Origin of the sequence: Symbiobacterium thermophilum IAM 14863 (genome assembly GCF_000009905.1) — a bacterium.
Classification (GTDB): domain Bacteria; phylum Bacillota; class Sulfobacillia; order Symbiobacteriales; family Symbiobacteriaceae; genus Symbiobacterium; species Symbiobacterium thermophilum.
Map to the genome: position 1 here is coordinate 1,734,242 of NC_006177.1, position 24,269 is coordinate 1,758,510.

The 24,269-nt window shown below is 67.7% G+C and carries 25 protein-coding genes; 22 read left to right on the plus strand and 3 right to left on the minus strand.

The window, feature by feature from the left end; translation table 11 throughout:
- Positions 1-26: 26 nt before the first annotated feature.
- From nuoI to STH_RS08095, 12 genes are all read left to right on the plus strand, one after another.
- On the plus strand, positions 27-515 hold the full coding sequence (gene nuoI / locus STH_RS08040) for an NADH-quinone oxidoreductase subunit NuoI (RefSeq protein ID WP_011195723.1): 489 nt from the start codon (positions 27-29) through the stop codon (positions 513-515).
- Complete coding sequence (locus tag STH_RS08045) at positions 512-1,018, plus strand: NADH-quinone oxidoreductase subunit J family protein (RefSeq protein ID WP_011195724.1); 507 nt, start codon at positions 512-514, stop codon at positions 1,016-1,018. Before nuoI ends, STH_RS08045 begins: the two co-directional genes overlap by 4 nt.
- A 17-nt stretch (positions 1,019-1,035) precedes the next feature.
- Positions 1,036-1,344, plus strand: coding sequence for an NADH-quinone oxidoreductase subunit NuoK (gene nuoK / locus STH_RS08050; protein ID WP_011195725.1), 309 nt, complete (start codon positions 1,036-1,038; stop codon positions 1,342-1,344).
- Between the two features lie 24 nt (positions 1,345-1,368).
- A complete protein-coding gene (nuoL, locus tag STH_RS08055) occupies positions 1,369-3,306 on the plus strand; it encodes an NADH-quinone oxidoreductase subunit L (RefSeq protein WP_043713798.1) in 1,938 nt (645 codons plus the stop codon).
- Between the two features lie 31 nt (positions 3,307-3,337).
- Entirely contained in the window at positions 3,338-4,813 is a 1,476-nt protein-coding gene (locus tag STH_RS08060) for an NADH-quinone oxidoreductase subunit N (RefSeq protein ID WP_011195727.1), read from the plus strand.
- Positions 4,814-5,027: 214 nt separating this feature from the next.
- Positions 5,028-6,425, plus strand: coding sequence for an ISLre2-like element ISSyth3 family transposase (locus tag STH_RS08065; protein ID WP_011195728.1), 1,398 nt, complete (start codon positions 5,028-5,030; stop codon positions 6,423-6,425).
- Between the two features lie 173 nt (positions 6,426-6,598).
- Positions 6,599-8,053: a helix-turn-helix domain-containing protein gene (locus STH_RS08070; RefSeq protein WP_043713799.1), complete on the plus strand. Its 1,455-nt coding sequence runs from the start codon at positions 6,599-6,601 to the stop codon at positions 8,051-8,053.
- Positions 8,054-8,177: 124 nt separating this feature from the next.
- Entirely contained in the window at positions 8,178-9,146 is a 969-nt protein-coding gene (locus STH_RS08075; RefSeq protein ID WP_011195730.1) for an ABC transporter permease, read from the plus strand.
- The gene (locus STH_RS08080) at positions 9,136-10,095 is read left to right on the plus strand and encodes an iron chelate uptake ABC transporter family permease subunit (protein WP_011195731.1); all 960 of its coding nucleotides are present in this window, start codon (positions 9,136-9,138) and stop codon (positions 10,093-10,095) included. The genes STH_RS08075 and STH_RS08080 overlap by 11 nt, the downstream gene beginning before the upstream one ends.
- Positions 10,089-10,868, plus strand: coding sequence for an iron ABC transporter ATP-binding protein (locus tag STH_RS08085; RefSeq protein WP_011195732.1), 780 nt, complete (start codon positions 10,089-10,091; stop codon positions 10,866-10,868). Before STH_RS08080 ends, STH_RS08085 begins: the two co-directional genes overlap by 7 nt.
- Before the next feature lie 42 nt (positions 10,869-10,910).
- A complete protein-coding gene (locus STH_RS08090; RefSeq protein WP_011195733.1) occupies positions 10,911-11,903 on the plus strand; it encodes a siderophore ABC transporter substrate-binding protein in 993 nt (330 codons plus the stop codon).
- Positions 11,904-12,011: 108 nt separating this feature from the next.
- A complete protein-coding gene (locus STH_RS08095; RefSeq protein WP_043713801.1) occupies positions 12,012-13,166 on the plus strand; it encodes a PRK06851 family protein in 1,155 nt (384 codons plus the stop codon).
- 31 nt (positions 13,167-13,197) lie between these two features.
- Here STH_RS08095 and STH_RS08100 read toward each other — a convergent pair whose 3' ends face one another.
- Together STH_RS08100 and STH_RS17150 are read right to left on the minus strand one after the other, a co-directional pair.
- A complete protein-coding gene (locus STH_RS08100) occupies positions 13,198-13,515 on the minus strand; it encodes a hypothetical protein (protein WP_011195735.1) in 318 nt (105 codons plus the stop codon).
- A gap of 95 nt (positions 13,516-13,610) precedes the next feature.
- Positions 13,611-14,384 carry an RNA methyltransferase gene (locus STH_RS17150; RefSeq protein WP_011195736.1) on the minus strand — a complete coding sequence of 258 codons (774 nt, stop codon included), beginning with the start codon at positions 14,382-14,384 and terminating at the stop codon, positions 13,611-13,613.
- Positions 14,385-14,494: 110 nt separating this feature from the next.
- Here STH_RS17150 and STH_RS08110 point away from each other — a divergent pair, with 110 nt between their 5' ends.
- The 3 genes from STH_RS08110 (at position 14,495) to pepT (ending at position 17,136) form a co-directional block, all read left to right on the plus strand.
- The gene (locus tag STH_RS08110; RefSeq protein WP_011195737.1) at positions 14,495-14,764 is read left to right on the plus strand and encodes a hypothetical protein; all 270 of its coding nucleotides are present in this window, start codon (positions 14,495-14,497) and stop codon (positions 14,762-14,764) included.
- 1 nt (position 14,765) lies between these two features.
- A complete protein-coding gene (locus STH_RS17155; protein ID WP_011195738.1) occupies positions 14,766-15,722 on the plus strand; it encodes a YkvA family protein in 957 nt (318 codons plus the stop codon).
- A gap of 163 nt (positions 15,723-15,885) precedes the next feature.
- Complete coding sequence (pepT, locus tag STH_RS08120) at positions 15,886-17,136, plus strand: peptidase T (RefSeq protein WP_011195739.1); 1,251 nt, start codon at positions 15,886-15,888, stop codon at positions 17,134-17,136.
- Between the two features lie 18 nt (positions 17,137-17,154).
- On the opposite strand, the gene STH_RS08125 is transcribed toward pepT, so the two are convergent.
- A complete protein-coding gene (locus tag STH_RS08125; RefSeq protein WP_011195740.1) occupies positions 17,155-17,514 on the minus strand; it encodes a hypothetical protein in 360 nt (119 codons plus the stop codon).
- 101 nt (positions 17,515-17,615) lie between these two features.
- Between STH_RS08125 and STH_RS08130 the strand changes: the two genes are divergently transcribed.
- From STH_RS08130 to STH_RS08160, 7 genes are all read left to right on the plus strand, one after another.
- Entirely contained in the window at positions 17,616-18,125 is a 510-nt protein-coding gene (locus STH_RS08130; RefSeq protein WP_011195741.1) for a MogA/MoaB family molybdenum cofactor biosynthesis protein, read from the plus strand.
- Between the two features lie 158 nt (positions 18,126-18,283).
- On the plus strand, positions 18,284-19,138 hold the full coding sequence (gene speE, locus STH_RS08135; RefSeq protein ID WP_011195742.1) for a polyamine aminopropyltransferase: 855 nt from the start codon (positions 18,284-18,286) through the stop codon (positions 19,136-19,138).
- 298 nt (positions 19,139-19,436) lie between these two features.
- The gene (locus STH_RS08140; protein ID WP_043713803.1) at positions 19,437-20,588 is read left to right on the plus strand and encodes an ABC transporter substrate-binding protein; all 1,152 of its coding nucleotides are present in this window, start codon (positions 19,437-19,439) and stop codon (positions 20,586-20,588) included.
- 73 nt (positions 20,589-20,661) lie between these two features.
- The gene (locus STH_RS08145; protein ID WP_011195744.1) at positions 20,662-21,552 is read left to right on the plus strand and encodes a branched-chain amino acid ABC transporter permease; all 891 of its coding nucleotides are present in this window, start codon (positions 20,662-20,664) and stop codon (positions 21,550-21,552) included.
- Positions 21,553-21,565: 13 nt separating this feature from the next.
- Positions 21,566-22,555, plus strand: a complete 990-nt coding sequence (locus STH_RS08150) for a branched-chain amino acid ABC transporter permease (RefSeq protein WP_043713804.1) — start codon at positions 21,566-21,568, stop codon at positions 22,553-22,555.
- Positions 22,542-23,309 (plus strand): ABC transporter ATP-binding protein, encoded by a 768-nt coding sequence (locus STH_RS08155; RefSeq protein ID WP_043713805.1) that lies wholly within the window; start codon positions 22,542-22,544, stop codon positions 23,307-23,309. Before STH_RS08150 ends, STH_RS08155 begins: the two co-directional genes overlap by 14 nt.
- Positions 23,309-24,028 carry an ABC transporter ATP-binding protein gene (locus tag STH_RS08160; protein ID WP_011195747.1) on the plus strand — a complete coding sequence of 240 codons (720 nt, stop codon included), beginning with the start codon at positions 23,309-23,311 and terminating at the stop codon, positions 24,026-24,028. The genes STH_RS08155 and STH_RS08160 overlap by 1 nt, the downstream gene beginning before the upstream one ends.
- The last annotated feature ends 241 nt before the right edge of the window (positions 24,029-24,269 follow it).

Here is a 24,269-nt window from a genome sequence, read left to right on the forward strand (position 1 = left end):
CCGCGGGCTGGGGGAGGTGTTCTGCAATGAACGGAGTTGCGGCGATCGCCAAGGGCATGGCGACGACCCTGAAGGTCCTCTTCCGCAAGCCGGTGACCGTCGACTACCCGTACGTGAAGCGGCCGCGGGCGCCCCGCTTCCGGGGCCGCCACGAGCTGCGGACCTACGAGAACGGCCTGGAGATGTGCGTCGGCTGCGAGCTCTGCCAGGTGGCCTGCCCGGCCGCGGCCATCACCGTGCAGGCGGCGGAGAACGATCCGGACAACCCGCACAGCCCCGGCGAGCGCTACGGGTACAAGTACCAGGTGGACCTTCTGCGCTGCATCTTCTGCGGCATGTGCGAGGAAGCGTGTCCGACCGACTGCCTGCACCTGACGCAGGAGTTCGAGCTGGCTGACTTCACCCGTGAGTCTCTGATCCTGCAGAAGGAGCAGCTGGTGAACCGGAATCCCTCGGGCTTCAAGGTGCCCATGAACGTATATCCGCCCTTCCGGCGGAAGGCGGTGAACGCATGAACGCGCTGTTTATCATCGCAGGGCTGATGGCCGTCGCCGGCGTCCTCGGGGTGATCCTGGCGAAGCCCCCGGTCTACCAGGTGATGTCGACCGTGTTCGCCTTCCTCGGGCTGGCGGCCCTGTACCTCAGCCTGCAGAGCGAGTTCCTGGCCGTGATTCAGCTCATCGTCTACGGCGGCGCCATCATGATCCTGTTCCTGTTCGTCATCACGCTGCTCACCGCCCGGAGGGATCCCGTGGAGAAGGACGCGGGGCAGCTGACCAGGCCGAAGCTCATCGGTTACGCCGTGGGCGGCGCGCTGCTGGTGATGCTGGCCATCGTCGGCCTCTTCGGCGGCGAGGGCCGGATCGGCTGGACGCAGGTGCCCGCGGATTTCGGCCAGGTGAAGGCCTTCGGCTACGAGTTGCTCACCACCAACGTGTTCCCGTTTGAAATCCTGGCGTTCATCCTGATGGTGGCTGTGATCGGGGTCATGCTCCTCGTCGGCCGCCACCGGGCGTAAGGGAGGGGGAGAGCCACATGCCCGCATTCTCGCTGAATGCCTACGTCGCCCTCTCCGCCGTCCTGTTCGCCCTCGGCGGCATCGGCGTGCTGGTGCGGCGCAGCCCGCTGGCCATCCTGATGTGCATCGAACTGATGCTCAACGCCGCCAACCTGCTGTTCGTCGCCTTCGGACGGGCGCACGGCGGCTACGAGGGACAGATCATGGCCTTCCTCGTGATCACCGTGGCGGCGGCGGAGGTGGCCATCGGCCTGGCGCTGACGGTGCTGCTGTTTCGGCGCCGCGCAGAGGTGGACGTGGACCGCGTGAACGAGCTCAAACTCTAGACCACCCGGGAAGGAAGTGTGACCATGGACCTCGCCTGGATGCTGCCGGCCATCGTCGTCGTCCCGCTCCTGAGCGCGGCGATCGTGGGCTACTTCCGGAACACCTGGTCGAAGAGCCTGGTGTCCTGGGTGGCCTGTGGCTCCGTCGCGATCTCGTTCGCCCTGACGGTGGCCGTCGCGGCGCAGTACTGGGGCGGCGGCGCCGTCGCACCGATCCGGTCGGCCCTCACCTCGTGGGGCAGCCTGCTCGACCTGGGCCTTGTGGCAGACGGACTGTCCCTCTGGTGGGCCCTCGTCGTCACCGGGGCCGGCCTGCTGATCCACATCTACTCCACCGCCTACATGCGGGAGGATGAGTCCTACGGCCGGTTCATGGCCAAGATGAACTTCTTCATCTTCGCCATGACGCTGCTCGTGCTCTCCGACAACTTCGTCGGGCTGGCCATGGGCTGGGGCTGCGTGGGCCTGGCCTCCTACATGCTGATCGGCTTCTACTTCACGCGGCCCGGCGCCCAGAACGCCGCCATCAAGGCCTTCGTGATGAACATCATCGGCGAGGCGGGGCTGTTCGCCGGCATCGCCTTCATCTACGCCAACTTCGGTTCCTTCAAGTTCGATGACGTCTTCGGCGCCATCGCGCAGGGACCGGTGAGCGCCTCCGCGCTGAACCTGATCGGCCTGTTGCTGCTCATCGGCGCGGCGGCCAAGTCGGCGCAGCTGCCGCTGCACACCTGGCTGCCCTACGCGATGGAAGGCCCCACGCCCGTGTCGGCGCTGATCCACGCCGCCACGATGGTGACGGCGGGCGTCTACCTGGTCTCCCGGGCCTACCCGATCTACGAGGTGGCCACGGGCGCGGCGATGGCCGTCGCGTGGATCGGCGGCCTCGGGGCGCTGTTCGGCGCCCTGGTCGCGGCCGGCCAGTTCGACATCAAGCGAGTGCTGGCGTTCTCGACCCTGTCCCAGATCGGGTACATGTTCCTGGCCAACGGTCTCGGGGCGTACGTCGCCGCCGACTTCCACTTCTTCACCCACGCGTTCTTCAAGGCGTGTCTGTTCCTCGCCGCCGGCATCGTGGTGCACCACTACGGCGGCGACCAGGACATCCGCCACATGGGCGGCCTCTGGTACCGGGACCGGTTCGCCGGCCTCACCTTCGGTGCCGCCGCCCTGGCCCTGATCGGCCTGCCGCCCTTCGCCGGGTTCTTCTCCAAGGACGAGATCCTGCTCGCGGCGTACAGCCAGGGGCAGTGGGCCCTGTTCGCCATCGCCATCGTGGCGGCCGGGCTGACCGCCTTCTACAACGTGCGGCTCTTCAGCCTGGTCTTCCTGGGCGACGCCTACGTGCCGCCGGCGAAGCCCGCGGGCAAGAAGCGCAGCCGGGCGCAGGCCGCGGCGGAGGAGGCGGCCCATGCGCATGGGCACAGCCACGGCCATGACCATGCGACGCCCGCGGCCATGAAGTGGCCGGTGGCGATCCTGGCCGTGCTGTCGGTGGTCTCGGGCTGGCTGTTCTTCGACCACGTCCAGCTCACCGCCCTGGAGCCCGCCTTCCCGACGCTGGAGCTGCACCACGAGTCCGTCAACCCGGTGGTCGCCGGCCTGTCCGTGGCCGTGGCCCTGGCGGGCGGCCTCATCTCGTGGTACCTCTACCGGCCCGCGGGCGCGCGGCGAGCGGTGGAGCTCGACCCGCTGCATAAGCCGGGCATCCTCTACAACATGTTCTACGTGGACACGCTGTACGATGTGGCCTTCGTGCAGCCTGCCCGGGCGACGGCGGAGTTCGTGGGCGACCTGTTTGATCCCCGCGGCATCGACGGCGTGGTCAACGGGCTGGGGGCACTGTCCCGGGGGCTCGGCGGACTGCTCCGCCGCTGGCAGAGCGGCCTGGTCCGCTCCTACGTGCTGACGGTCTTCGCCGGCGTCCTGCTGGTGGTCGCGTACTACATGTTCTACGTCTAAGCACCCGGTGGTCATGTAAGGAGGGGCTCGCGTGCCTGTCGATCTCAACTTCACCATTGCGGCGCCGCTCCTGGCGCTGGCCGCCGGGGCGCTGCTGATCCTGCTGCTGGACCTGCTCTTCCGGTACGAGACGATTCAGGGGCCCATGTACGTCGCCGCGGTCGGCGCGGTGCTCGTCGCGGGCTGGTACCTGGTGCCGCTCTGGCGGGGGGCCGCCGAGCCGTTCGGCTTCCACGGCATGCTGGTGATGGACCGGTTCGCCGCGGTCTACGGTCTGGTGCTGCTCGGCGCCGCGCTCCTGGCGATCCTGCTCTCCTTCGGCAGGGTGCGGGAGGACCAGTCCGGCTATCTCGCCCTCCTGCTCTGGGCTGCCATGGGCATGGTGCTGCTGGGCGGCGCCGGGAACCTGATGGTCATCTTCCTCGGCATCGAGCTGCTGTCGCTGGCGCTGTACGTGATGATCGCGTTCGCGCCGAAGCGGATGGCGGCCCGGGAGGCGGCCTTCAAGTACTTCGTGCTGGGTTCGGTGGCCGCCGCGTTCCTGATCTTCGGCTTTGCCCTGATCTACGGCGCCGCCGGTACCATGTCGCTCACCGGCATCGCCGCGGCCGCCCGGTCGTTCACCAGCGAGGGCGCCTGGTCGGTGGGCCTCTACTACAAGGTGGGCGTGGGCCTGGCCATCGTGGGCCTGGCGTTCAAGATGGCGCTGGTGCCGTTCCACATCTGGGCGCCCGACGTCTACCAGGGCGCGCCGACGCCCGTGACGGCGTTTATGGCCATCGGCACCAAGGCGGCGGCCTTCGCCGCCATGGCCCGCCTCCTGGTCGCGGCCGTCCCCCAGGCCTACCAGCCGTCCTTCCTGCTGCCGCTGTCCATCCTGGCCTTCGCCTCGATGATGCTGGGCGCCACGGTGGGTATCTGGCAGAGCGACCTGAAGCGGCTGATGGCTTACTCCGGCATTGCCAACGCCGGTTACCTGATCATGGCGATCCCGGGACTGGGGCTGGACGGGCTGTCTGCCGCCGCCTACTACCTCGCCGCCTACGGCTTCGCGACGATGGGCGTCTTCGCGGTCGTCCGCATCCTGGAGGCGGACGGGGTGGACGGCTCGCAGCTGGCCAACCTGAAGGGGCTCTTCTACCGCAGCCCGTGGGTGGGCGTCTGCCTGGCCGTGCTGTTCTTCGGCCTGATCGGCGTGCCGCCGACGGGCGGGTTCGTGGGCAAGTTCCTGCTGGCCATCGCCGCCGTGCGGGGCGGCGCCTGGATCGTCCTGACCGGTCTGATCCTCTCCACCGGCATTTCCGCCTACGTCTACCTGAAGGTGATCGGTACCGCCTTCACGCGGACGAAGGTGGCCCCGCAGCCCGAGGAGGGCGAGGAGCCGCATCCGCCCACCCGCACCGCCGCCCAGGTGGTGCTGGCCATCGCCACCGCCGGCACGCTGGTGCTGGGCGTGCTGCCCGGGCCGGTGTCCGAGCTCCTGCGGGTGGCACTGGCGGGGATGTGATCCCGGCCATACGGGCATGATCCGGCCCGGGTGAGCGTGGCGCTCATCCGGGCCCTTGCGCGTCCGGCACCGGGCAGGCGATCAGCCGGCCTTGTGTGAGTAAAGTTTTCGTGGGTACAACACATTTTTTCTCCTGAAATAGCAGGACGAGAGATGTGCCCTTCCAAAGTGTTGAGATTGGCCAATACCAACACGAGGAGGGTCATCTCTCGTCATGGAGCAAATTCGTGCTGCGGTGGATTTCTCCTTTCAGGAGATTGAACGTTTGGCTTGGCAACAGACACTCGACTGCTTCCGCGAGGCTTTGGTCGAGGCGCTCTCTGCGATTGACACGGCGCTGTACGAGAGCCGAGACCCGAGTCGGTATGTGTACAAGGAAATGCGGTCCCGAAGCGTCGTCACCAAGTTCGGGCCGATCACGTTCCAGCGCCGCTACTACTGGGACCGCGAGGAAGAGCGTTTCGTGTTCCTGCTGGATGAGGTGTTGGGAATAGCGAAACGGCAGCGGGTGAGTGACTCGGTAAGGGCAGATGCGGTTGAAGCGTCTGTGACAGCTGGATCGTACCGGGGTGCTGCGGCAGAGCTGGAGCGGCGGGATTGCCAGGTGTTTGTCAGCCATGAAGCGATTCGGCAGTGGAACCTGCAGACCGGAAGGGCGCTTGCAGCGGCGGAAAAACAGCAGCAGATGACGTTGGCCGGTACCCGACGTGTGCGGGTCTTGTTCATCGAGGCAGACGGGTTCTGGCCAGCTCGTCAGCGTGGCAAGAAGGCAGAAGTCCGGCTGTTTGTGATTCATGAGGGTTGGATCCAGCGAGGCCCAGGTAGTAAGGAGTACAGCCTGGTGAACCGGCGCGATTTCGTGCCCGAACCGGGCAGGGATAGCTGGGAGCAGTTGAGCGAGCTTCTGGAGAGCGAGTACGACCTAAGCGAGACCTGGGTGATCATCAACGGGGACCGGGCGTTGTGGATCCGGGAGGGCGTGACGTGGTTTCCCAAGGCGCTGTACCAGATCGATCGGTTCCACCTGAAGCGGGAGTTAAACCATGTGCTGCGCCACCGGCCCCAGCGCTTAGAGCAGGCACACGCTGCACTTGAAGCAAACGATGCTGGACGGTTGCTGGCGGTGCTGGATGAAGCGCATAAAGCCGAGACCGACACGGATCGTCGTGGGAAGATGCGCCGGCTGCTGGCCGACCTCAGGACGATGCCGGAGTCAATTCGAGATTACCGTATTCGGCTGCAAGAGCGGGGCGTCAACGTTGAGGGGTTACGCGGCGTGGGCGCCGCGGAAGGGGCGGTGGAGCGGTATTCGGCACGGCTGCGGAAGGTGGGGCGGAGCTGGTCGGAAAGTGGCCTGATGGCAATGCTGCAGGTGATGGCAGCATATTATCGCGGCGCTTTACGGGGGGCCGTACAGTACGTTGAGCGTGCGTTGGGGCTTGAATCTGTGAACGCGGCTGCGGAGAAAGTGCGCCATCGGGTTCGTGAGACCGTAGGCCGGGGAGTCGATGCTGCCCGGCATGCACGCATGCCGATCCTGAACGCCGGTCGCAACAACAGCGGAGGATACTCCAAGACGTTCAGGGGGTTTGCGGGTCTGGTGACCAGGTAAAAAACGAGAACGGTAGTCAGCGTCCGTTCAAGAACCAGATTTATACAGAACACTTTTGGAAGTGAGACGTACCCACTTTGGCTTGACAGGCCCGCCGGCCTTCCTCGACTTGATAATGATAACCGTTATCACATATAATGTGTATGACGTTTGCCCGATGAGGGGAGATGTGGATGTCGGATGGACTCGGCCTCCCGGCCCTGCACTACCTGGGCGAGCAGCGGCTGGCGCTGGGTGCAAGGCGCACGGTGGAGGTGCCGTCTGTCCGTTACGGCCGGTTCGTGTGGAGCGACAGTTGCAGCCTTCTGGCGGTGGGCGAGGGCGTGCGCGGCCGGTGGAGCTGCCGGGTCGCGCAGGGGGAGGTCCTGCTGCTCTGCCCGGACGAGCAGGTGTGGGTCACCAGCCTGAGCGATCACGCCGGGGAACTGCGGATGCTGTACTTCGAGACCCGGGGGGAAGGGCACGGCCACAGCATAGCCAGTTGGGTTCCGCCGGTTCCGGTGCGGCTTCCCGGGGTGGAGCCGGCCCTGCAGGCCAGGGCGGATGCGGCGAACGGCGGGTCTGCGCCCCTGATCGACTTCTTCCGCATCCAGGCACACCTCTACGAGCTGATGGCGGCCTACCTGAGCGGGGCGCGCCGGCGACCCGGGCAGTACTCGCTCCTGAGCTACGCGGAGCAGGTCCGCAGCCAGATGGCCGCCCACAGCGAGCGGGAGTACAGCATCGAGCTGATCGCCCGGAACTCGGGCGTCAGCCCCCACCGGTTCTACGAGGCATTCCGGCTGCTCACCGGCCTCACGCCGCATAAGTACCTCTCGGCGCTCCGGTTGCGGAAGGCCCTGCGGCTACTGGCCGGGGATTTCCGGTCGGTGGCGGAGGTGGCCCACGCCGTGGGCTACGAGGACGAGTTCTACTTCAGCCGGGTGTTCAAGCGGGAACTGGGCCTGGCGCCCAGCGCCTTCGTCCGGCAGATCCGCGCCCGCCCGGACGTGAACGTCCCCTGCGGCGACCTGGCGATCTTCGGGCTGGCCGCCCCGCCGCACGATTCCGCGGAGCCGGTGCCTGAGAGCGCCGCAAGCCCGCCCGCGTGCCCGCGGGAGGAAGAGGAGGCCCCTCCGGGCGCCGCGTGGAGCCGGCGGGTGCGGAAGCTGGGGCAGTTGCTGGGCCTGGAGAGCGTGGCCGCCCACTGGACCGCTATCATGGAACGGCGGCTGTGCCACCTGAAGGGCCTCGTCCGCAGCCGGTTCGGGGACACGCCCTTCCTGGTGGTGGGCGTGGATACGGACGGTTACCGGGTCTTCGGCACCCGCCATCCGGGGCTGGGGGACCTGCTCTACATCTCCGGCGGCTTCACCCCCTGCCGCACCGTGCACGGGCTGCGGGAGGTCCGGGTTGCGTCCCTGGACGAGGTGGCCGCCTTCGGCTGCAGGACGGCCCTGTTTCTGGTCCAGGGTCGGGCTCGGCCCTCGCTCCCGGCGGAGTGGGCCGACGCCGTGGGACCGGAGGGGACCCGCTGCCTGGCGGTGGGCTGGTGCGGGGTGGAGGACGCGGCCCGGTACGAATGGCTGGTGGAACGGCTTACGCTGCACCTGCTGGAACCGGAGTTCGCAGCGGATACGTCAGGGTAAGGAAGTTCCATGTCAAGTTGAGGAAGGTCCATGTCACCGGCCGGTGTGATCCGGTATGATCAGATCGGTGAGAATGATTATCACTATCATCGAGGAGACACGCTGCGATGGATGTGTGTTCACCGTGAAACGATCGCTCCTGATCCCGCTGCTCACCGTTCTTCTCGTCGTCCTCACCGTCGGTTCGCTGTTCATCGGCGTGACGGACATCAGCGTGACGCAGGTGCTCCGGCTGACCGAGGACCAGCGAATGGTGCTCATGACCAGTCGGGTGCCCCGGACCGCCGCGATCATCCTGGCTGGGGTCGGCATGGGGGTATCCGGGCTGATCATGCAGCAGCTCAGCCGCAACAAGTTCGTTTCGCCGACGACGGCCGGCACCGATGACTCCGCCCGTCTGGGCATCCTGGTGGCGATGATCCTCTTCGGTTCGGCCACGATGCTGCAGAAGATGGTCCTCGCCCTGGTGTTCGCCCTGGCCGGCACGTACATCTTCATGGCGATCCTGGAACGGGTCAAGCTGAAGGACGCCGTGTTCATCCCGCTGGTGGGCCTGATGTTCGGCAGCATTGTGAGCTCGATCACGACGTTCTTCGCGTACCGGTACGACCTCCTTCAGGCCGTCACCACCTGGCTCCAGGGCAACTTCGCCCTGGTGATCAAGGGGCGCTACGAGCTGCTCTATTTCTCCGTGCCGGCGGTGATCGCCGCCTACATCTACGCCAACCGGTTCACCATCGCCGGCATGGGGGAGGACTTTGCCACCAACCTCGGCGTGAACTACCGCAGTGTCGTCAACGTCGGGCTGGCCCTGGTCTCCCTGGTCTCCGCGCTGGTGCTTCTCACCGTCGGGATGCTGCCCTTCCTCGGGCTGATCATCCCCAACCTGGTCTCCATCTTCCAGGGCGATCACCTGCGGCGCAACCTGCCGCTCACGGCTCTGGTGGGCGCCGTCTTCCTGCTGGCCTGCGACATCGTGGGGAGGTTGCTCATCTATCCGTACGAGGTGCCGATCGGCCTGACGGTCGGCGTGATCGGCAGCGCCATGTTCCTCTACTTGCTATGGAAGGGACAGCGAACCCGTGAAGCATAAGCGGAACCTCATTATCCTGGGCATCCTCCTCCTGCTGGCCTTGACCGTCGTCGGCCTCTACCTGTTCGTCCCGCTGCGGGGGAACATTCAGTACATCCTGCGGCTGCGCACCCACAAGGTGCTGGCCATGGCGCTTACCGGCACGGCCATCGCCTATGCCACGGTCGTCTTCCAGACCATCACCAACAACCGGATCCTGACCCCGTCGATCATCGGCATGGACTCCGTCTACCAGCTGTTCCAGACCATCATGGTCTTCTTCTGGGGGTCCACGGCGCTGCAGTTCGTCGACCAGCAGATCAACTTCCTCATCACCGTGACGCTGATGATCGGCTTTGCCCTGCTGCTGTACCAGGTGCTGTTCCGCAAGGACGGCACGAACCTCCACTTCCTGCTCCTGATGGGCATCGTGATGGGCACCCTGTTCGGCAGCCTGACCACCTTCCTGCAGGTGCTCATCGACCCCAACGAGTACGCCGGCCTGCAGTCCCGCCTGTTCGCCAGCGTCAGCCGGGTCAACACCAATCTGCTCTTCCTGGGCGGGGGGCTGATGATCCCGGTGATGCTGTACGGGCTGCGGTATGTGCGGACCCTGGACGCCATCGCTCTGGGGCGGGACCACGCCATCAACCTGGGCGTGGACTACGGCCCGGTGCTCAGGCGGATGCTCATCGTCGTGGCCGTGCTCATGGCCGCGGCCACGGCCCTGGTGGGCCCGATCACCTTCCTGGGCCTGCTGGTGGCCAACATCAGCTACCACCTGCTGGACACCTACCGGCGGGGGCCGCTGATCGCCGCGGCGGTGGCGGTGGGCGTGGTCTTCCTGGTGGGGGCGCAGCTCATCATGGAGCGGGTCCTGGCCTACTCCACGCCGGTCAGCGTGATCGTGAACTTCATCGGCGGCATGTACTTCCTCTACCTGGTCTTGAAGGAGAGAACGGCATGGTAAAGGTGAGGGGCGTTTCCAAGTCCTTCGGGCCGAAGCGGGTGCTGCACGACGTCTCGTTGGACATCGAAAAGGGCAAGGTGACGACGCTCATCGGGCCCAACGGCGCGGGCAAGTCGACCCTGCTCTCGCTGATGTCGCGGCTCTTACCCAAGGACTCCGGCCAGATCCTGATCGACGGGCGGGAGATCGGCCAGTACAAGTCGGAGGAGCTGGCCCGCCGGCTGGCGATCCTGAAGCAGACCCACCACCTGAACATCCGGCTGACGGTGCGGGAGCTGGTGGAGTTCGGCCGGTTCCCCTACAGCCACGGGCGGCTGACCAGGGAGGACCGGGAAGTCGTCGACGAGGCTCTCCGCTACCTGGACCTCCACGAGATCGAAGGCAAGTACCTGGATCAGCTGAGCGGCGGCCAGCGGCAGCGGGCGTTCATCGCCATGGTGCTCGCCCAGGACACGGAGTACGTCCTGCTGGACGAGCCGCTGAACAACCTGGACATGAAGCACGCGGTCCAGATCATGCGCATCACGCGCAGTCTGGCGAACGACCTGGGCAAGACGGTCGTGCTGGTCCTGCACGACGTGAACTTCGCCTCGGCCTACTCGGACCACATCGTCGCCCTGAAGGACGGACGGGTGGCCGCCGCGGGGACGCCTGACGAGCTGATCCGTTCCGACGTGCTGGGCGACATCTACGAGATGAAGATTCCCATTGAGACTGTGGGCGGCTGCCGGGTGTGCATCTACTTCACCGGCGAGCAGGCCGCCGCCCTCTAGGCAGAATCAACGAGCAAACATCAACGCATGAGGTGGTCTCTGATGAAGCGCAAGGTTTCCCTGGTCAGCATGCTGCTCGCCCTGGCCCTCGCGGTGGTCGGGTGTGGCGGCGGTACGAGCACGGGTGCCAACAACCTCAGCACCGGGGGCAGCACCAGCCCCGTCCAGACGGCCGAGCCGTCCCCCGCGGCCCAGGACACGATCGTGATCACCCACCAGCTGGGTGAGACCCCCGTTCCGGTGAACCCGCAGAAGGTGGTCGTCTTCGACTTCGGCATCCTGGACACGCTGGACCTGTTGGGCGTCGAAGTGGCGGGCCTGCCCCAGGGGAACGTTCCGCCGTATCTCGCCCAGTACACCCACAGCAAGTACGCCAACGTCGGCACCCTTCAGGAACCCGACTTTGAGGCCCTGAGCGCCCTTGACCCCGACCTGATCATCATCTCGGGCCGCACCTCCACCCACTACGAGGCGCTGTCGGAACTGGCGCCCACCATCTACCTGGCCGTGGACACCAGCAACTACATGGAGTCCTTCAGGAAGAACATGGAGACCATCGGCGCCATCTTCCAGAAGGAGGAGCAGGTGGCGGCGGAGCTGAAGGAGATCGAGGACAAGATCGCCGAGGTCCGCACCAAGGTCGCCGGCGGCAGCGAGAAGGCGCTGATCCTGCTCTCCAACGACAAGTCCATCAGCGCCTACGGCCCGGGCTCCCGGTTCGCCCTGATCCACGACGTGCTGGGCTTCCCCGCCGTCGACCCGACCATCGAGGTGAGCACGCACGGCCAGCAGGTCTCCTTCGAGTACGTGAAGGAGAAGAACCCCGATTACATCTTCGTCATCGACCGGGCGGCGGTGGTCTCCGGCGGCGGCCAGCCGGCCAAGGATACCTTCGACAACGACCTGGTCAAGCAGACCAACGCCTACAAGAACGGCAAGATCATCTACCTGGATCCCAACTACTGGTACCTCTCCGGCGGCGGGCTGGTCTCGGTCTCAGCCATGATCGACGAGGTGGCCGCGGCCATTCAGTAGGGGGGAAGAACAACACCGCCAGGCCTGTGAAACAGGTCTGGCGGTCGTCCTTTTCGCATAGGCTAAGCTGTTGTGAACCAGCCTGAGGCGGAGAGGAGCGTGTGTACCATGACCCGGCCTGGTGCCGTGAGCCACTACTTCGCCGGGGCCAACACCCCGGGCGGGTTCTTCTCCCGGTACGATCAGATTGCACCCGCCGACGCCCGGAAGGTCTTCATCCTGAAGGGCGGGCCGGGTACCGGCAAGTCGACCTTCATGAAGCGCATCGCGGAGGAGCTCCTGGCCCTGGGCCACGACGTGGAGTACTTCCACTGCTCCGCGGACAACGAGGGAATCGACGCCATCTACGTCCCGGCCGCGGACGCCGCGGTGCTGGACGGCACGGCTCCCCACGTGGTGGATCCCAAGTACCCCGGGGCGGTGGAGGAGATCATCAACCTGGGCCAGTTCTGGGACGAGCGGGCCCTGCGGTCGCCGGAGGCGAAGGAGCGGATCATCCGGCTCACCCGGGGTTACAAGTTCTGGTTCCAGCGGGCCAACGAGGCCCGCCGGGCCGCGCAGGCGTGGCTGGACGAATGGGCGGCCTACCACCGGGCTTGCCTGGACGAGGACCGGATGCAAGCCGCCGGCGAGGCCATCCTCGCGGAGCTGTTCCGGGGAGCCCCGGCCGACGGGCAGGACAGCACAGATCCGGCCCCGGGGCGGCCGGGCCGCGCCCGCCGGCTTTTCGCGTCGGCCATCACTCACGGCGGGCCGCGGAGCTTCCTCGGCCCAGTGTTCAACGGCGTGCGGCGGCGGTTCGTCCTGGTCGGGCCCCCGGGCACCGGGAAGAAGACCATCGTCCAGCGGGTGGTCGACGCCGCGCTGGCCCGGGGCCTGGACGCGGACGTCTTCCACTGCACCATGTACCCCGAGCGGCCGGACCACGTGCGGCTGCGGGCCCTGTCCGCGGGGGTGATCAGCTCGTCCTGGGCCCACGAGTATACCCCCGGGCCAGGGGACGAGGTCATCGACACGGGCGCATTCGTGGACCCGGCGAAGCTCGCATCCTACGCGGACGCCGTCGCCGGCGCCGAGGCGGCCTACCGGGCGGCGCTCCGGCGGGAGGTCGAGCACCTGGGCCGGGCGAAGGCGGTGCACGACGAGCTGGAGCAGTGTTACCTGCCGCACATGGACTTTGACGGAATCGAACGGGTGCGGAGGGAGACCCTGGAGCGGATCCTGGCGTGCATCGCCGAAGGGCAGGCCGACACGGGGGCGTAGCGTGTGCGACCGGGGCCGGCAGGGGGCGCTGTCACCCCCCGCCCGCCGCGTCCCGCAGGTGGCGCTCCAGGGCGCGCTCCAGATCGAGCAGGGCGTTGACCATCTCCTCCCGGAGCCAGTGCCGGGTGCGGGACTGGTTGAAGTAGCGGACGGCGAGCAGTGCGGCGCGCGCCGCCGCCACCGGGACTTGCAGCTCGGTGGGGCGAACGGAGTTGGGGATGGCGGCCAGCAGGCCCCGGATCTCCTCGATCTCGGCGTTTGCCAGGTCCATGCGGGCTACCTCCAGCACGACCTCCAGCGACCCCCTGAGCAGAAACGGGTTCCGGACCCTGACGGACAGCGTGGACATGGAAAAACCCTCCCCTTGTAGGAGGGTATGTCCACGCGCCGCCCGTACATGCCACCCGCCCCGGCAGGGGAACGGGGGCGGAGGGGGAACTTCTCTTAGGAACGCCTGCCGGTCCGCGCCGCGTGCCGCAACAGGTTGGTGAGGGCCCGCGCCTCCTCGCGCCGGGGTTGGGCGCGCAGCAGGAGGGCCCTCAGCCGCGCCGCCGCCGAGGAGCGGCGGCCGGGGCTGCCGCCGGGGTAGAGGGCGGAGAGCAGTTCGTCCACCGCCGCGAAAAGGGCTTCCCGCTCGGCACCCGTCGCCAGGGATTCCGTTGCATCCGGTGGGGCGGCGGCCGCGGGGGGGCGATGGGCCGGGCCGTCGTTGGGCTGGGTCCACGCCATCCAGAGCTCGTAGGCGATGACCAGCGCGGCCTGAGCCAGGTTGAGCGAGCGGTTGAAGGGGTGCGTCGGGATCGTGATGACGCCATGGCAGAGGTCCAGCGCGGCGTTGGGCAGGCCGTCCCGCTCCGGTCCGAACAGGATCGCCACCCGCTGCGTCCGGGCCTGGTCCAGGATCATCGGTGCAGCCGCGCGGGGCGGCAGCACCTGCCGTTCGGTCTCCCTGGGCCGGCCGGTGGTGCCCAGCGTGAGGCCGCAGTCGGCGAGCGCGGCCTCCAGCGTGGGGAAGCGGCGCGTGCGGGCGATGAGGGGCTCGGTGTGGTGGGCGATGCCGGCGATGCGGTGGGGGTCGAACGCGGCCGGCTCCACCAGCCGCAGGTCGGAGAGGCCGAAGTTGGACATGACCCGGATGATGGCGGCCACGTTGACCACGTCCTGCGGCTGGTAGAGCACCAGGGCGACCCTGTCCAGAGGCGAAGGCTGCATGGGCATGTTCCTCTCTCCTGGTGATCCATATCATTGCCCATTTCGCCGGGCGGCGTCTCCCAGCCTGCCGAACCTTTCCGGGCGCGGCGGAATCTAACTGTCAGGAGTGACGCATAATGAACTACCTGGTCGTCATCGTGCTCGCGCTGACCGCTGTCGTGGTCGTCTCCGTGATCCGCACCCGCCGGGATCGGGAGTTGCTGGCGGACGAGGTGCGCCGCCGCGGCGGCGAGGTGATCCGCCTGATCCGGGCACGGCGGGGCAGCCCTTTTCCGGATACCGGCCGGGGCTGGTGGGCCTGGAAGGTGGAGTGGCGGGACGCCGGGGGCGAGCGGACCTCCTGGGCCCTGACGACCAGAGACGGCCTCGGGGAGTGGAGGGATTAGCGTGCTGCGGGCCACTGGGGTGACCCTGACCCTGACCGTGACCGACGTGGAGGAGGCCCTGGCGGGCTTCGCCGCCGGGGCCGTGCAGGACCTGCGGGTGGGACTGGAGAGCGGCGCCATCCTCGTCCGGCTGCGGGTGCCGGTCGAACCCGTCCGCATGCTGGTGCCGGTGGAGCTGCGCTTCACCGTGATGGCCGCCGCGGGAAACCTGGTCAAGCTGGGCGTGGCGTGGACCAACATGGGCCTCCTGCCGGCCTTCGTCAAGGAGAAGGCCCTGCAGAAGGCCTTCGAGGCGCTGCCGGGCGAGTACCAGGACGGCGTCTGGCGGCTGGACCTGGGCGAAGTGCTGGAGCACGTGCCCGTCAGCTTCCGGCTGAAAGGGGTGCACGTGGACCGGGACGGCATCGTCGTCGAGCTGGCCGACGTGATGGCCTTTCCCATCGACACGTCCGCGCTGGGGGCGCTCTCACCCGGTGCCCTGGTCCCCGTTCCCAGCGCCGGGGAGCAGACCATCCCGGAGCACCAGGGCTTCTACGACAAGCTGAGGGAGCGGGTGCGGCGCTACGCGGCCGAGAAGGCCCCGCAGTGGGCCCAGCCGCTGATCCCGTGGCTGATGGCGGTGCCCGATTTCTTCGTCCTGCTGGTGCGGCTCGCCCGGGATCCCCGCGTGCCGCCGGCGGCCAAAGTGATCGCCGGCGCCACGGTGGCCTACTTCGTCTCGCCGATCGACCTGATTCCCGACCCGATTCCCCTCATCGGCGAGGTCGATGACCTGGGGCTTGCGTTGCTGGCGGTGGAGCAGATCGCCAGGCTGGTGCCGCACGACGTGGTGCAGGAGGCCTGGCCGGGGGAGGGCGACGTGCTCCAGCTGGTGCGCGAGGGCACCAACCTGATCACCCGGGTCCTGCCGAACCGGGTGCTGACCGCCCTGAAGAAGGTCTTGGAGCAGCCGGCCTGATCCGGCTGCTCCTTCGCGCGCCATCGGCGGCCTCCGGCCGGGGGCCCCGGCGGTTTCCCTGTTGAGCCTGCTTGCCGGGCGGTGGTATAGGCCGGAGGCAGGGATGGAATGGTAGCGAGGGCGAATCATGAACGGTACGCGACGACTGAAGGAGGCTTCCAGGATGGATCGCCCTGATCAGGCACAACTGCTCAACGAAGGCGTGGTTGCCAAGTTCCTGCGGTACGTTCAGGTGGACTCGCCGTCTGGCGAGGGAGAAGGGGTGCCCAGCACGCCGGAGCAGTGGGACATGGCCCGGTTGCTGGAGGCCGAACTGAAGGCCCTGGGGCTGGAGGAGGTGAGGGTCGACGAGCACGCGATCGTCACCGCCACCTTGCCCGGCAACCGGCCGGGGGCGCCGGCGATCGGGCTGCTGGCTCACTTTGACACCTTCCCCGGGACGCCGGGGCACAACGTCAAGCCGCTGGTGCACCGGAATTACGACGGCGGCGAGATCCGGCTGCCCGCCGGGCCGGTGATCCGGCCCGAGGAGCACCCGGCCCTGCGCCGCTGCATCGGCCACGACATCATCACGTCCGACGGGTCCACGCTCCTGGGCGCGGACGACAAGGCGGGGGTGGCGATCATCATGGAGATCGTCAGCCGGCTCATCCGCAACCCGGACGCCCCCCGCGGCCCGATCCGCATCGGTTTCACCCCCGACGAGGAGACCGGCAGGGGGATTCGGCTGTTCGATGTCGCGGCCTTCGACGCCACCGCTGCCTACACCTTCGACGGCAGCGCCCTGGGCGAGGTGGAGGCGGAGAACTTCAACGCCCGGAACCTGGAGGTCACGATCACCGGTAAGAGCGCGCACACCGGTACCGCCAAGGGGCAGATGATCAACGCCGTCGCCCTCGCGGCGGAGTTCTGCATGGCCATCCCGGCCACCATGCGGCCGGAGAGCACGCAGGGGTACGAGGGGTTCATCCACGTGGACGCCATCAACGGCTCCGTCGAGGAAGTGACCATGAAGATCCTGCTCCGGGACTTCACGGACGAGGGGCTGGCGCACAAGCAGGCCATCGTCGAGGGGCTGCTGGCCGGCCTGGAGCAGCGCCACCCCGGGGCGCGCACCGCCCTGCGCCAGACCGGCGGTTACCGGAACATGAAGGCGGGGGTCGCCAGGGACCCCCGCGTGCTGGACCTGGCCCTGGAGGCCGTGCGCGACGCCGGCCTGGAGCCGGTGCTGAAGCCGATCCGGGGCGGGACGGACGGCGCCGTGCTCACTGAGATGGGCCTGCCGTGCCCGAACCTGTTCACGGGCGGCATGAACTACCACAGCCGGACGGAGTGGGCGTCGGCCCAGTGGATGGAGAAGGCGGTGGAGGTGGGCCTGAACCTGGTGCGGCGCTGGGCGGAGGAACGGGCCTGAGCCCTCGTGCCCGGGCCCTCACGCGCCGCGCTTCTTGGGCTTCTCGCCGCCCACCAGCGTCGAGGGGAACTCCTGCCCGGTGGCCAGCCGCAGCACGGCCGGGTCGCCGGGCAGCACCTCTCCGCGAATCCCCAGCCAGCGCAGGGCCTCCCGGACGGCCTGCTGATCCTCCGGCGTCTCCACGTAGAAGGCGAGGACCTCGCCGGTGGCGGCGCTGGCCGCCAGGAGCAGCTTCCAGCCGTTGCGGTCACGGCGGCACAGGCGGTAGGTCTGGGGCGGGGCATCCGGATTCGGGTGGCGGAAGGCCCAGTAAAGCCCCTTGGGGCTGGATCCCGTGAAGCGTGCGGCGTCCAGGGCCTTGTGGACGAGCGATGCCATCGGCGCATACCTCCTGTCGGTGTATAAACAGGTTGACATTATCACTTTAGCAAAAGAAGTCGCACGGGGAAAGCCCGGCGGCGCGAAGGAGTTGAGGGCCCGTGGGAGTGCACGATCACAAGGAGGAGGCGGCCCGGGCGGTCGGCCAGCTTACGGCCGGCATCGTGACGGTGAGCGACACCCGGACCGCGGAGACGGACGAGTCCGGCCAGTTGCTGCGGGAATTGCTGACCGGAGCCGGTCACCGGGTGGAGGCGTACGCCATCGTGCCGGACGAGGTGGAGGCCATCCGGAGCGCGGTGGTGCGCTTCGCGGAGCGGGTGGACTTTGTCGTGGTGAACGGCGGTACGGGCATGACTCCCCGCGACGTCACCATCGAGGCCTGCCGTCCGCTCTTTTCGAAGGAGCTGGAGGGCTTCGGCGAGCTGTTCCGCATGCTGTCCTATCAGGAGATCGGCTCCGCGGCGGTGATGTCCCGGGCGGCCGCGGGGGCGGTGGGGCGCGTGATGCTGTTCTGCCTGCCCGGGTCCAAGGGCGCCGTGCGCCTGGCGACGGAGCGGCTGATCCTGCCGGAGATCCGGCACCTGGTCAGCCACATCCGCAAGCGCTGACGGGGACCGGGGCCGCATCGCCAACCCGCCGCTGGCCCCAGGGGTTGGCGGAGACGTGACATGCTGGATTGGTTTTGATAGAATATATCCGTGCATAGAACCAAAGCGTTGCAACTCGGGAACCGACCCCGTGGTTGGTGGATCAGAGGAGGATGGGAATGAATCGTGGCGATTGGCTGATCGAGGAACAGACCCCCAGCTACCAGACCCGGTGGCGGGTCCGGGAGGTGCTCCACGAGGAGCAGACGCCGTACCAGAAGCTGCAGGTGCTCGAGCTGGAGGATTTCGGCCGGGCGCTGGTGCTGGACGACGCGGTGCAGACCACCGTGGGCGATGAGTTCATCTACCATGAGATGATCGCCCACGTACCCCTGTTCACGCATCCGCACCCCGAGCGGGTCCTGATCATCGGCGGCGGCGACGGGGGCACGGCCCGCGAGGTCTGCCGCCATGAGTCGGTGCAGAAGGTGGACATGGTGGAGATCGATCGGGCGGTCATCGAGGCGTGCCGGAAGCACCTGCCCGAAATCGCCTGCGGCATGGATCACCCCAAGGTCAACCTGGTGGTGGGCGACGGCATCGCCTGGGTCGCCGACCACGCCGACGAGTACGACGTGATCATCGTCGATTCGTCCGATCCCGTGGGGCCCGCCAAGGGGCTGTTCAACCAGGCGTTCTACAAGAACGTGTTCCGGGCCCTGAAGGCAGACGGGCTGTTCGTCTGCCAGGTGCTCTCGCCGTTCTTCCATCAGTCCCTGATCCGCGACGTGTACGGCGTGGTGTCCGCGATCTTCCCGATCACCATGCCCTACCTGGCGGTGGTGCCCACGTATCCCAGCGGACTGCACTGCTTCATGCTGGGCTCCAAGCGGCACAGCCCCTTGCGGGAGGGGGTCCGTACCCCCGCCTGGCCCACCCGCTGGTATACACCGGCCGTCCATCGGGCCGCCTTCCAGCTGCCACCGGTCGTCGCACAGCTGCTGGAACCGTCGGGCTCGCAGGCCGGCCAGTAGCGGATCGGAGATCCGTGGGTCAACCCACCGAAGCGATAGGATGAGAGGCGGCGCGCCCGCTGATGCGGGGCGTGCCGCCTTTGCGCGTCTGCACTGGCCGTGGGGCCGCAGGGCGCCCACCGGCGCGGGTCAGTTCCCATCCGAAAAGCCACTTCACCTCAAAACATCTGTACATGGTGAAAGGAGTTTGGCCTCCTGCGGAGAATAAGGGCTCCTCAATACCTAACTGTCCGGGTGACGTAATATCGAGAACATTAATAATCGACCACCCGGCGCAGATTGAGGAGGGGCAACACACGTGAAACGGATCCTGGCGGGTTTCCTGGTGGCTTCGCTGTTTGCGCTTGCGGCTTGCGGTGGCAGATCCCCCGCCGGCCGATCCGGAGCGGGCGCCGAGACCGTGAAGATCGGCTGGATCGGACCGCTCTCCGGAGCCAACAAGACCTACGGTGAGTCGGCCAAGCGCGGCGTGGAACTGGCACTGGAAGAGGCGGGCTACAAGGTCGGCGACCTGACCGTGGAGCTGATCGCCGGTGACGACCGCAGCGACTCCACCGAGGCGGTCAACCTGGCCACGAAGATGATGACCCAGGACCGCGTCGCGGCCATCATCGGCCCGGTGACCTCGGGGTCGGCCATCGCGGTGAGCGCGATCGCGGAGACGTACAAGGTCCCGATGATCACGGCCACCGCCACGGCGCCCAAGGTGACCGTGAACGACGACGGCAAGCGGAAGCCGTTCGTGTTTCGGGCCTGCTTCATCGACCCGTTCCAGGGACAGGCGGCCGCGAACTTCGCCAGCCGGGAGCTGGGCCTGAAGCGGGCTGCGGTCTTCTACGACAAGGGCAACGACTACACCATCGGGCTGGCCGAGGCCTTCCGGGAGACCTTTGAAGCCAACGGCGGCGAGGTCGTCGCCTGGCAGTCTTACAGCAGCGAGGACACCGACTTCTCCGCCATCATGACCAACGTCGCCGCGCTGAAGCCGGATGTGCTCTATCTGCCGGACTACTACGGCCGGGTCTCGCTGATCGCCAAGGCGGCCAAGGACAAGGGCATCAACGTGCCGATGCTGGGCGGCGACGGCTGGGACTCCCCCGACCTGGACTCCGCCACGCTGGCCGGCGGCTACGTCACCGCCCACTACTCGGAGCAGGACCAGCGTGAGGCCGTGCAGCAGTTCGCCACCAGGTTCCAGGAGCGCTACGGCGAGCGGCCCGATTCCTTCGCCGCCCTGGGCTACGATGCAGCCAAGCTGCTCCTGGGCGCCATCGAGCGGGCCGGCAGCACCGACGGGGAAGCCCTTCGCGCGGCCCTGCAGTCCACCCAGGACTTCCCTGCCGTGGGCGGCCAGCTCTCCTTCGACGAGTGGGGCAATCCGATCAAGTCCGCCGCGCTGCTGCAAGTGCAGGCCGACGGCAGCTACAAGTACATCACCAACGTGGACTAGCCTTCGCGGGGCCAGGGCCAGTCTCTGACGGCTGGCCCTGGTCACGTCTTCCGGCAAGGGGGCGAGCGAACCGATGGAACACCTGTTGGAACAGACGCTGAACGGGCTGCAGCTGGGCTTTGTCTACGCCCTCATCGCCGTCGGCTACACGATGGTCTACGGCATCATCAAGCTCATCAACTTCGCTCACGGCGACGTCTTCATGGTCGGCGCGTTCCTGGCCTACTTCGGGTTCACGTCCTGGGGACTGCCCTGGCCGGTCGCGGTGCTGGTTTCCATGGCCGGCTGTGCCGTGCTCGGCGTGGGCATCGAGCGGCTGGCCTACCGGCCCCTCCGTGCACGGGGCGCGCCCCGCATCGCGGCCCTGATCACGGCCATCGGCGTTTCGCTGTTCATCGAGTACTTCACCAGCCTCAACTTCGTCTTCGGCTCGGACTACCGGAACGTTCCCCGGGTACTGCCCGACCGCCGCTGGGAGCTGGGCGGGATCACGGTCACCAACGTGCAGCTCCTGGTGCTGGTCACCGTGCTGGTGCTGGTGGCCTCCCTGCAGTTCGTGGTCTACCGCACCCGGGTGGGCAAGGCCATGCGGGCCGTTGCCCAGGACACGGACGCTGCCCGGCTGATGGGCATCGACGTGGACCGGATCATCGCCTGCACCTTCGCGCTGGGCTCGGCGCTGGCGGCAGCAGCCGGGGCCCTGTTCGCCGTGGCCTATCCGCAGATCCACCCGTTCATGGGGATCATGCCCGGCCTCAAGGCGTTCACCGCGGCCGTGCTCGGCGGCATCGGCTCGATCCCCGGCGCGCTGCTCGGGGCGCTCGTCATGGGGCAGGTGGAGGTGCTGACGGCGGCCTACGTCACCACCGACTTCCGGGACGCCATCGCCTTCGCGCTGCTGATTCTGGTCTTGCTGCTCCGTCCCACCGGTCTGCTGGGCAAGACCGCCCCGGAAAAGGTGTAGGGAGGTGGCACCCGTGCGCAAACAGGCATTTGCTCCCGCGGCCGCGGCGGCGGTCCTCTACCTGGGGCTGGCCTGGCTCCGGCAGGCGGGGTTCATCGGCATCTACTGGGGCCAGATCATGGACCTGGCCCTCATCACCACCATCCAGGCGGTGGGCCTCAGCCTCATCTACGGCTTTGCCGGCCAGTTCTCCCTGGGCCACGCCGCATTCTATGGCCTCGGCGCCTACGTTGCGGCCTTTGTCACCCGCGCCTTCGGGGGGAACACGCTGACCTTCGCCCTGGCCCTGGCCGCCGGTGCGGCGACGGCCGGCCTGGTTGCCCTGTTGATCGGCCTGCCGATCCTGCGGCTGCGGTCGGATTACCTCGGCATCGCGACGTTGGGCTTCGGCATCATCGTGAAGGTCCTCCTGGACAACGCCGACAAGCTGTCGCCCGTCCTGGGCGGCGCGCGGGGGATGGCCGGGATCCCGCGGCTCACCACGTTCCACTGGGTCTTCTGGCTCGCCGTGCTCAGCGTCTGGCTCGCCCGGAACCTCGTCCGCTCGAGCCATGGACGGAGCTGCATCGCGGTGCGGGAGGACGAGGTCGCGGCAGACATCATGGGCTTGGACACCACGCAGTTCAAGACGCTGGCCTTCGTCGTGGGCTGTGCGATGGCCGGGCTGGCCGGCGGGCTCTACGCTCATCTTTACAGCTTCCTGCACCCCAGCAGCTTCGACTTCCTGAAGTCCTTCGACGTGCTGCTGGTGGTGGTGCTGGGCGGGCTCGGGTCGCTGACGGGCACCGTCGTGACGGCGATTGGCTGGGTTTTCCTGCTGGAGGCGCTGCGCGGCGTGCTCGGCCAGCAGTTCCTGGACTGGCGGGGAGTCGTCTACGCTCTGGTGCTGATCGTCCTGATGATCCTGCGGCCCCAGGGGCTCATGGGCGGCCGGGAGATCAGCCTGGACGGCGTCCTGGGGCGTGCGGCCGCGAGAGGGGGTGCGGGCCGTGGCGCTGCTTGAGTGCCGGAACGTCTCCCGCCACTTCGGCGGCCTGCGGGCGCTGGGCCACCTGGACCTGGTGCTGGAGCCGGGCGAGGTGGTGGGGCTGATCGGTCCCAACGGAGCCGGCAAGACCACGGTGTTCAACGTCATCACGGGCGTCTTCCCACCCACCGAGGGCGAGGTTCTGCTGGAGGGCCGGGTCTTGAACGGGCTGCGCCCCTGGCGCATCACGCAGCTGGGCATCGCCCGCACCTTCCAGAACATCCGGCTGTTCCGGGAGATGTCTGTGCTGGACAACGTGCTGGCGGCGATGCATCCGCGCTGCGGCTACGGCCTCCTGGACGCCCTGCTGCACACGCCGCGCTTCGCCGGGAGGGAGCAGGCCATGCGGGACGAGGCCCTGGCGCTGCTGGAGCGGATGAACCTGGCCGACCGGCGCCATGACCGGGCTGGATCGCTTCCGTACGGCGCCCAGCGGCGGCTGGAAATCGCCCGGGCCCTCGCCACCCACCCGAAGGTTCTGCTCCTGGACGAGCCCGCCGCCGGCATGAACCCGACGGAGGTGGACGCTCTGGTGGAGCTGATCCGGGGGGTTGCGGCGGAGTTTGGTCTGACCGTGCTGCTGATCGAGCACCAGATGGGGCTGGTGATGAACCTCTGCCAGCGACTGGTGGTGCTGGACTTCGGCGAGGTCATCGCCCGGGGCAAGCCGACGGAGATCCAGCAGAACCCGCGGGTGCTGGAGGCCTACCTGGGCAGGGGGGTGGTGTAATGCTGGAGGTCCGGGACCTGCGGGTCGCCTACGGGAACATCGAGGCCCTGCACGGCATCTCGCTCACGGTGGCGGAAGGGGAGATCGTCACCCTGATCGGCGCCAACGGCGCCGGCAAGTCGACTACCCTGCGGGCGGTCTCGGGACTGGTGCGGGCCCGATCGGGGCAAATCCTGTTTGAGGGGCACGACATCACCCGAATCCCGGCGCATCGGATCGTCGCGCTGGGCATCGGCCACGTGCCCGAGGGACGGAAGATCTTCACGGACATGACCGTGCAGGAGAACCTGGAGCTGGGCGCCTATATCGCCGATCCCAGGCGGTTCCGGGAGGACCTGGAGGCGGTGTTCGAGCGGTTCCCGCGGCTGCGGGAGCGACGGCGGCAGTCCGCGGCGACGCTCTCCGGCGGGGAGCAGCAGATGCTGGCCCTGGGGCGTGCGCTCATGCTCCGGCCCAGGCTGCTGCTCCTGGATGAGCCCTCGATGGGCCTTTCCCCGCGCCTGGTGGAGGAGATCTTCGCCATCATCGTCGCGCTGAACCGGGCGGGCACGACGGTTCTGCTGGTGGAGCAGAACGCCGCCATGGCCCTGTCGATCGCCCATCGGGCGTATGTGCTGGAGACGGGTCGGGTGGTGCTGGAAGGGCCGGCGAAGGAGCTGCGGAACCATCCCGCCGTGAAGGAGGCTTACCTGGGCGGCGGTGGATCCGTGCAGCGGTGAAGCGCGCCGCCGCCGGCCCGAGGTATCGCCTGCCCCGAAGTCTTGGCGCCGCGGAACTGTGGTCTCGATGGCTTCCCGGGCTCTCTTGCACACGGTTTGAGACTGCCCCGAAGGCGCCTGCGACGGGCACCTGCCCGTGGAATCCGGCTCGCGCAAGGGCTCGCGCCACGCGCAGACCGTGCGCGCTTTATGATGGGACGGTTACGAATAGCCCCTTCGCCCCATGAAACTCTGTACCGTT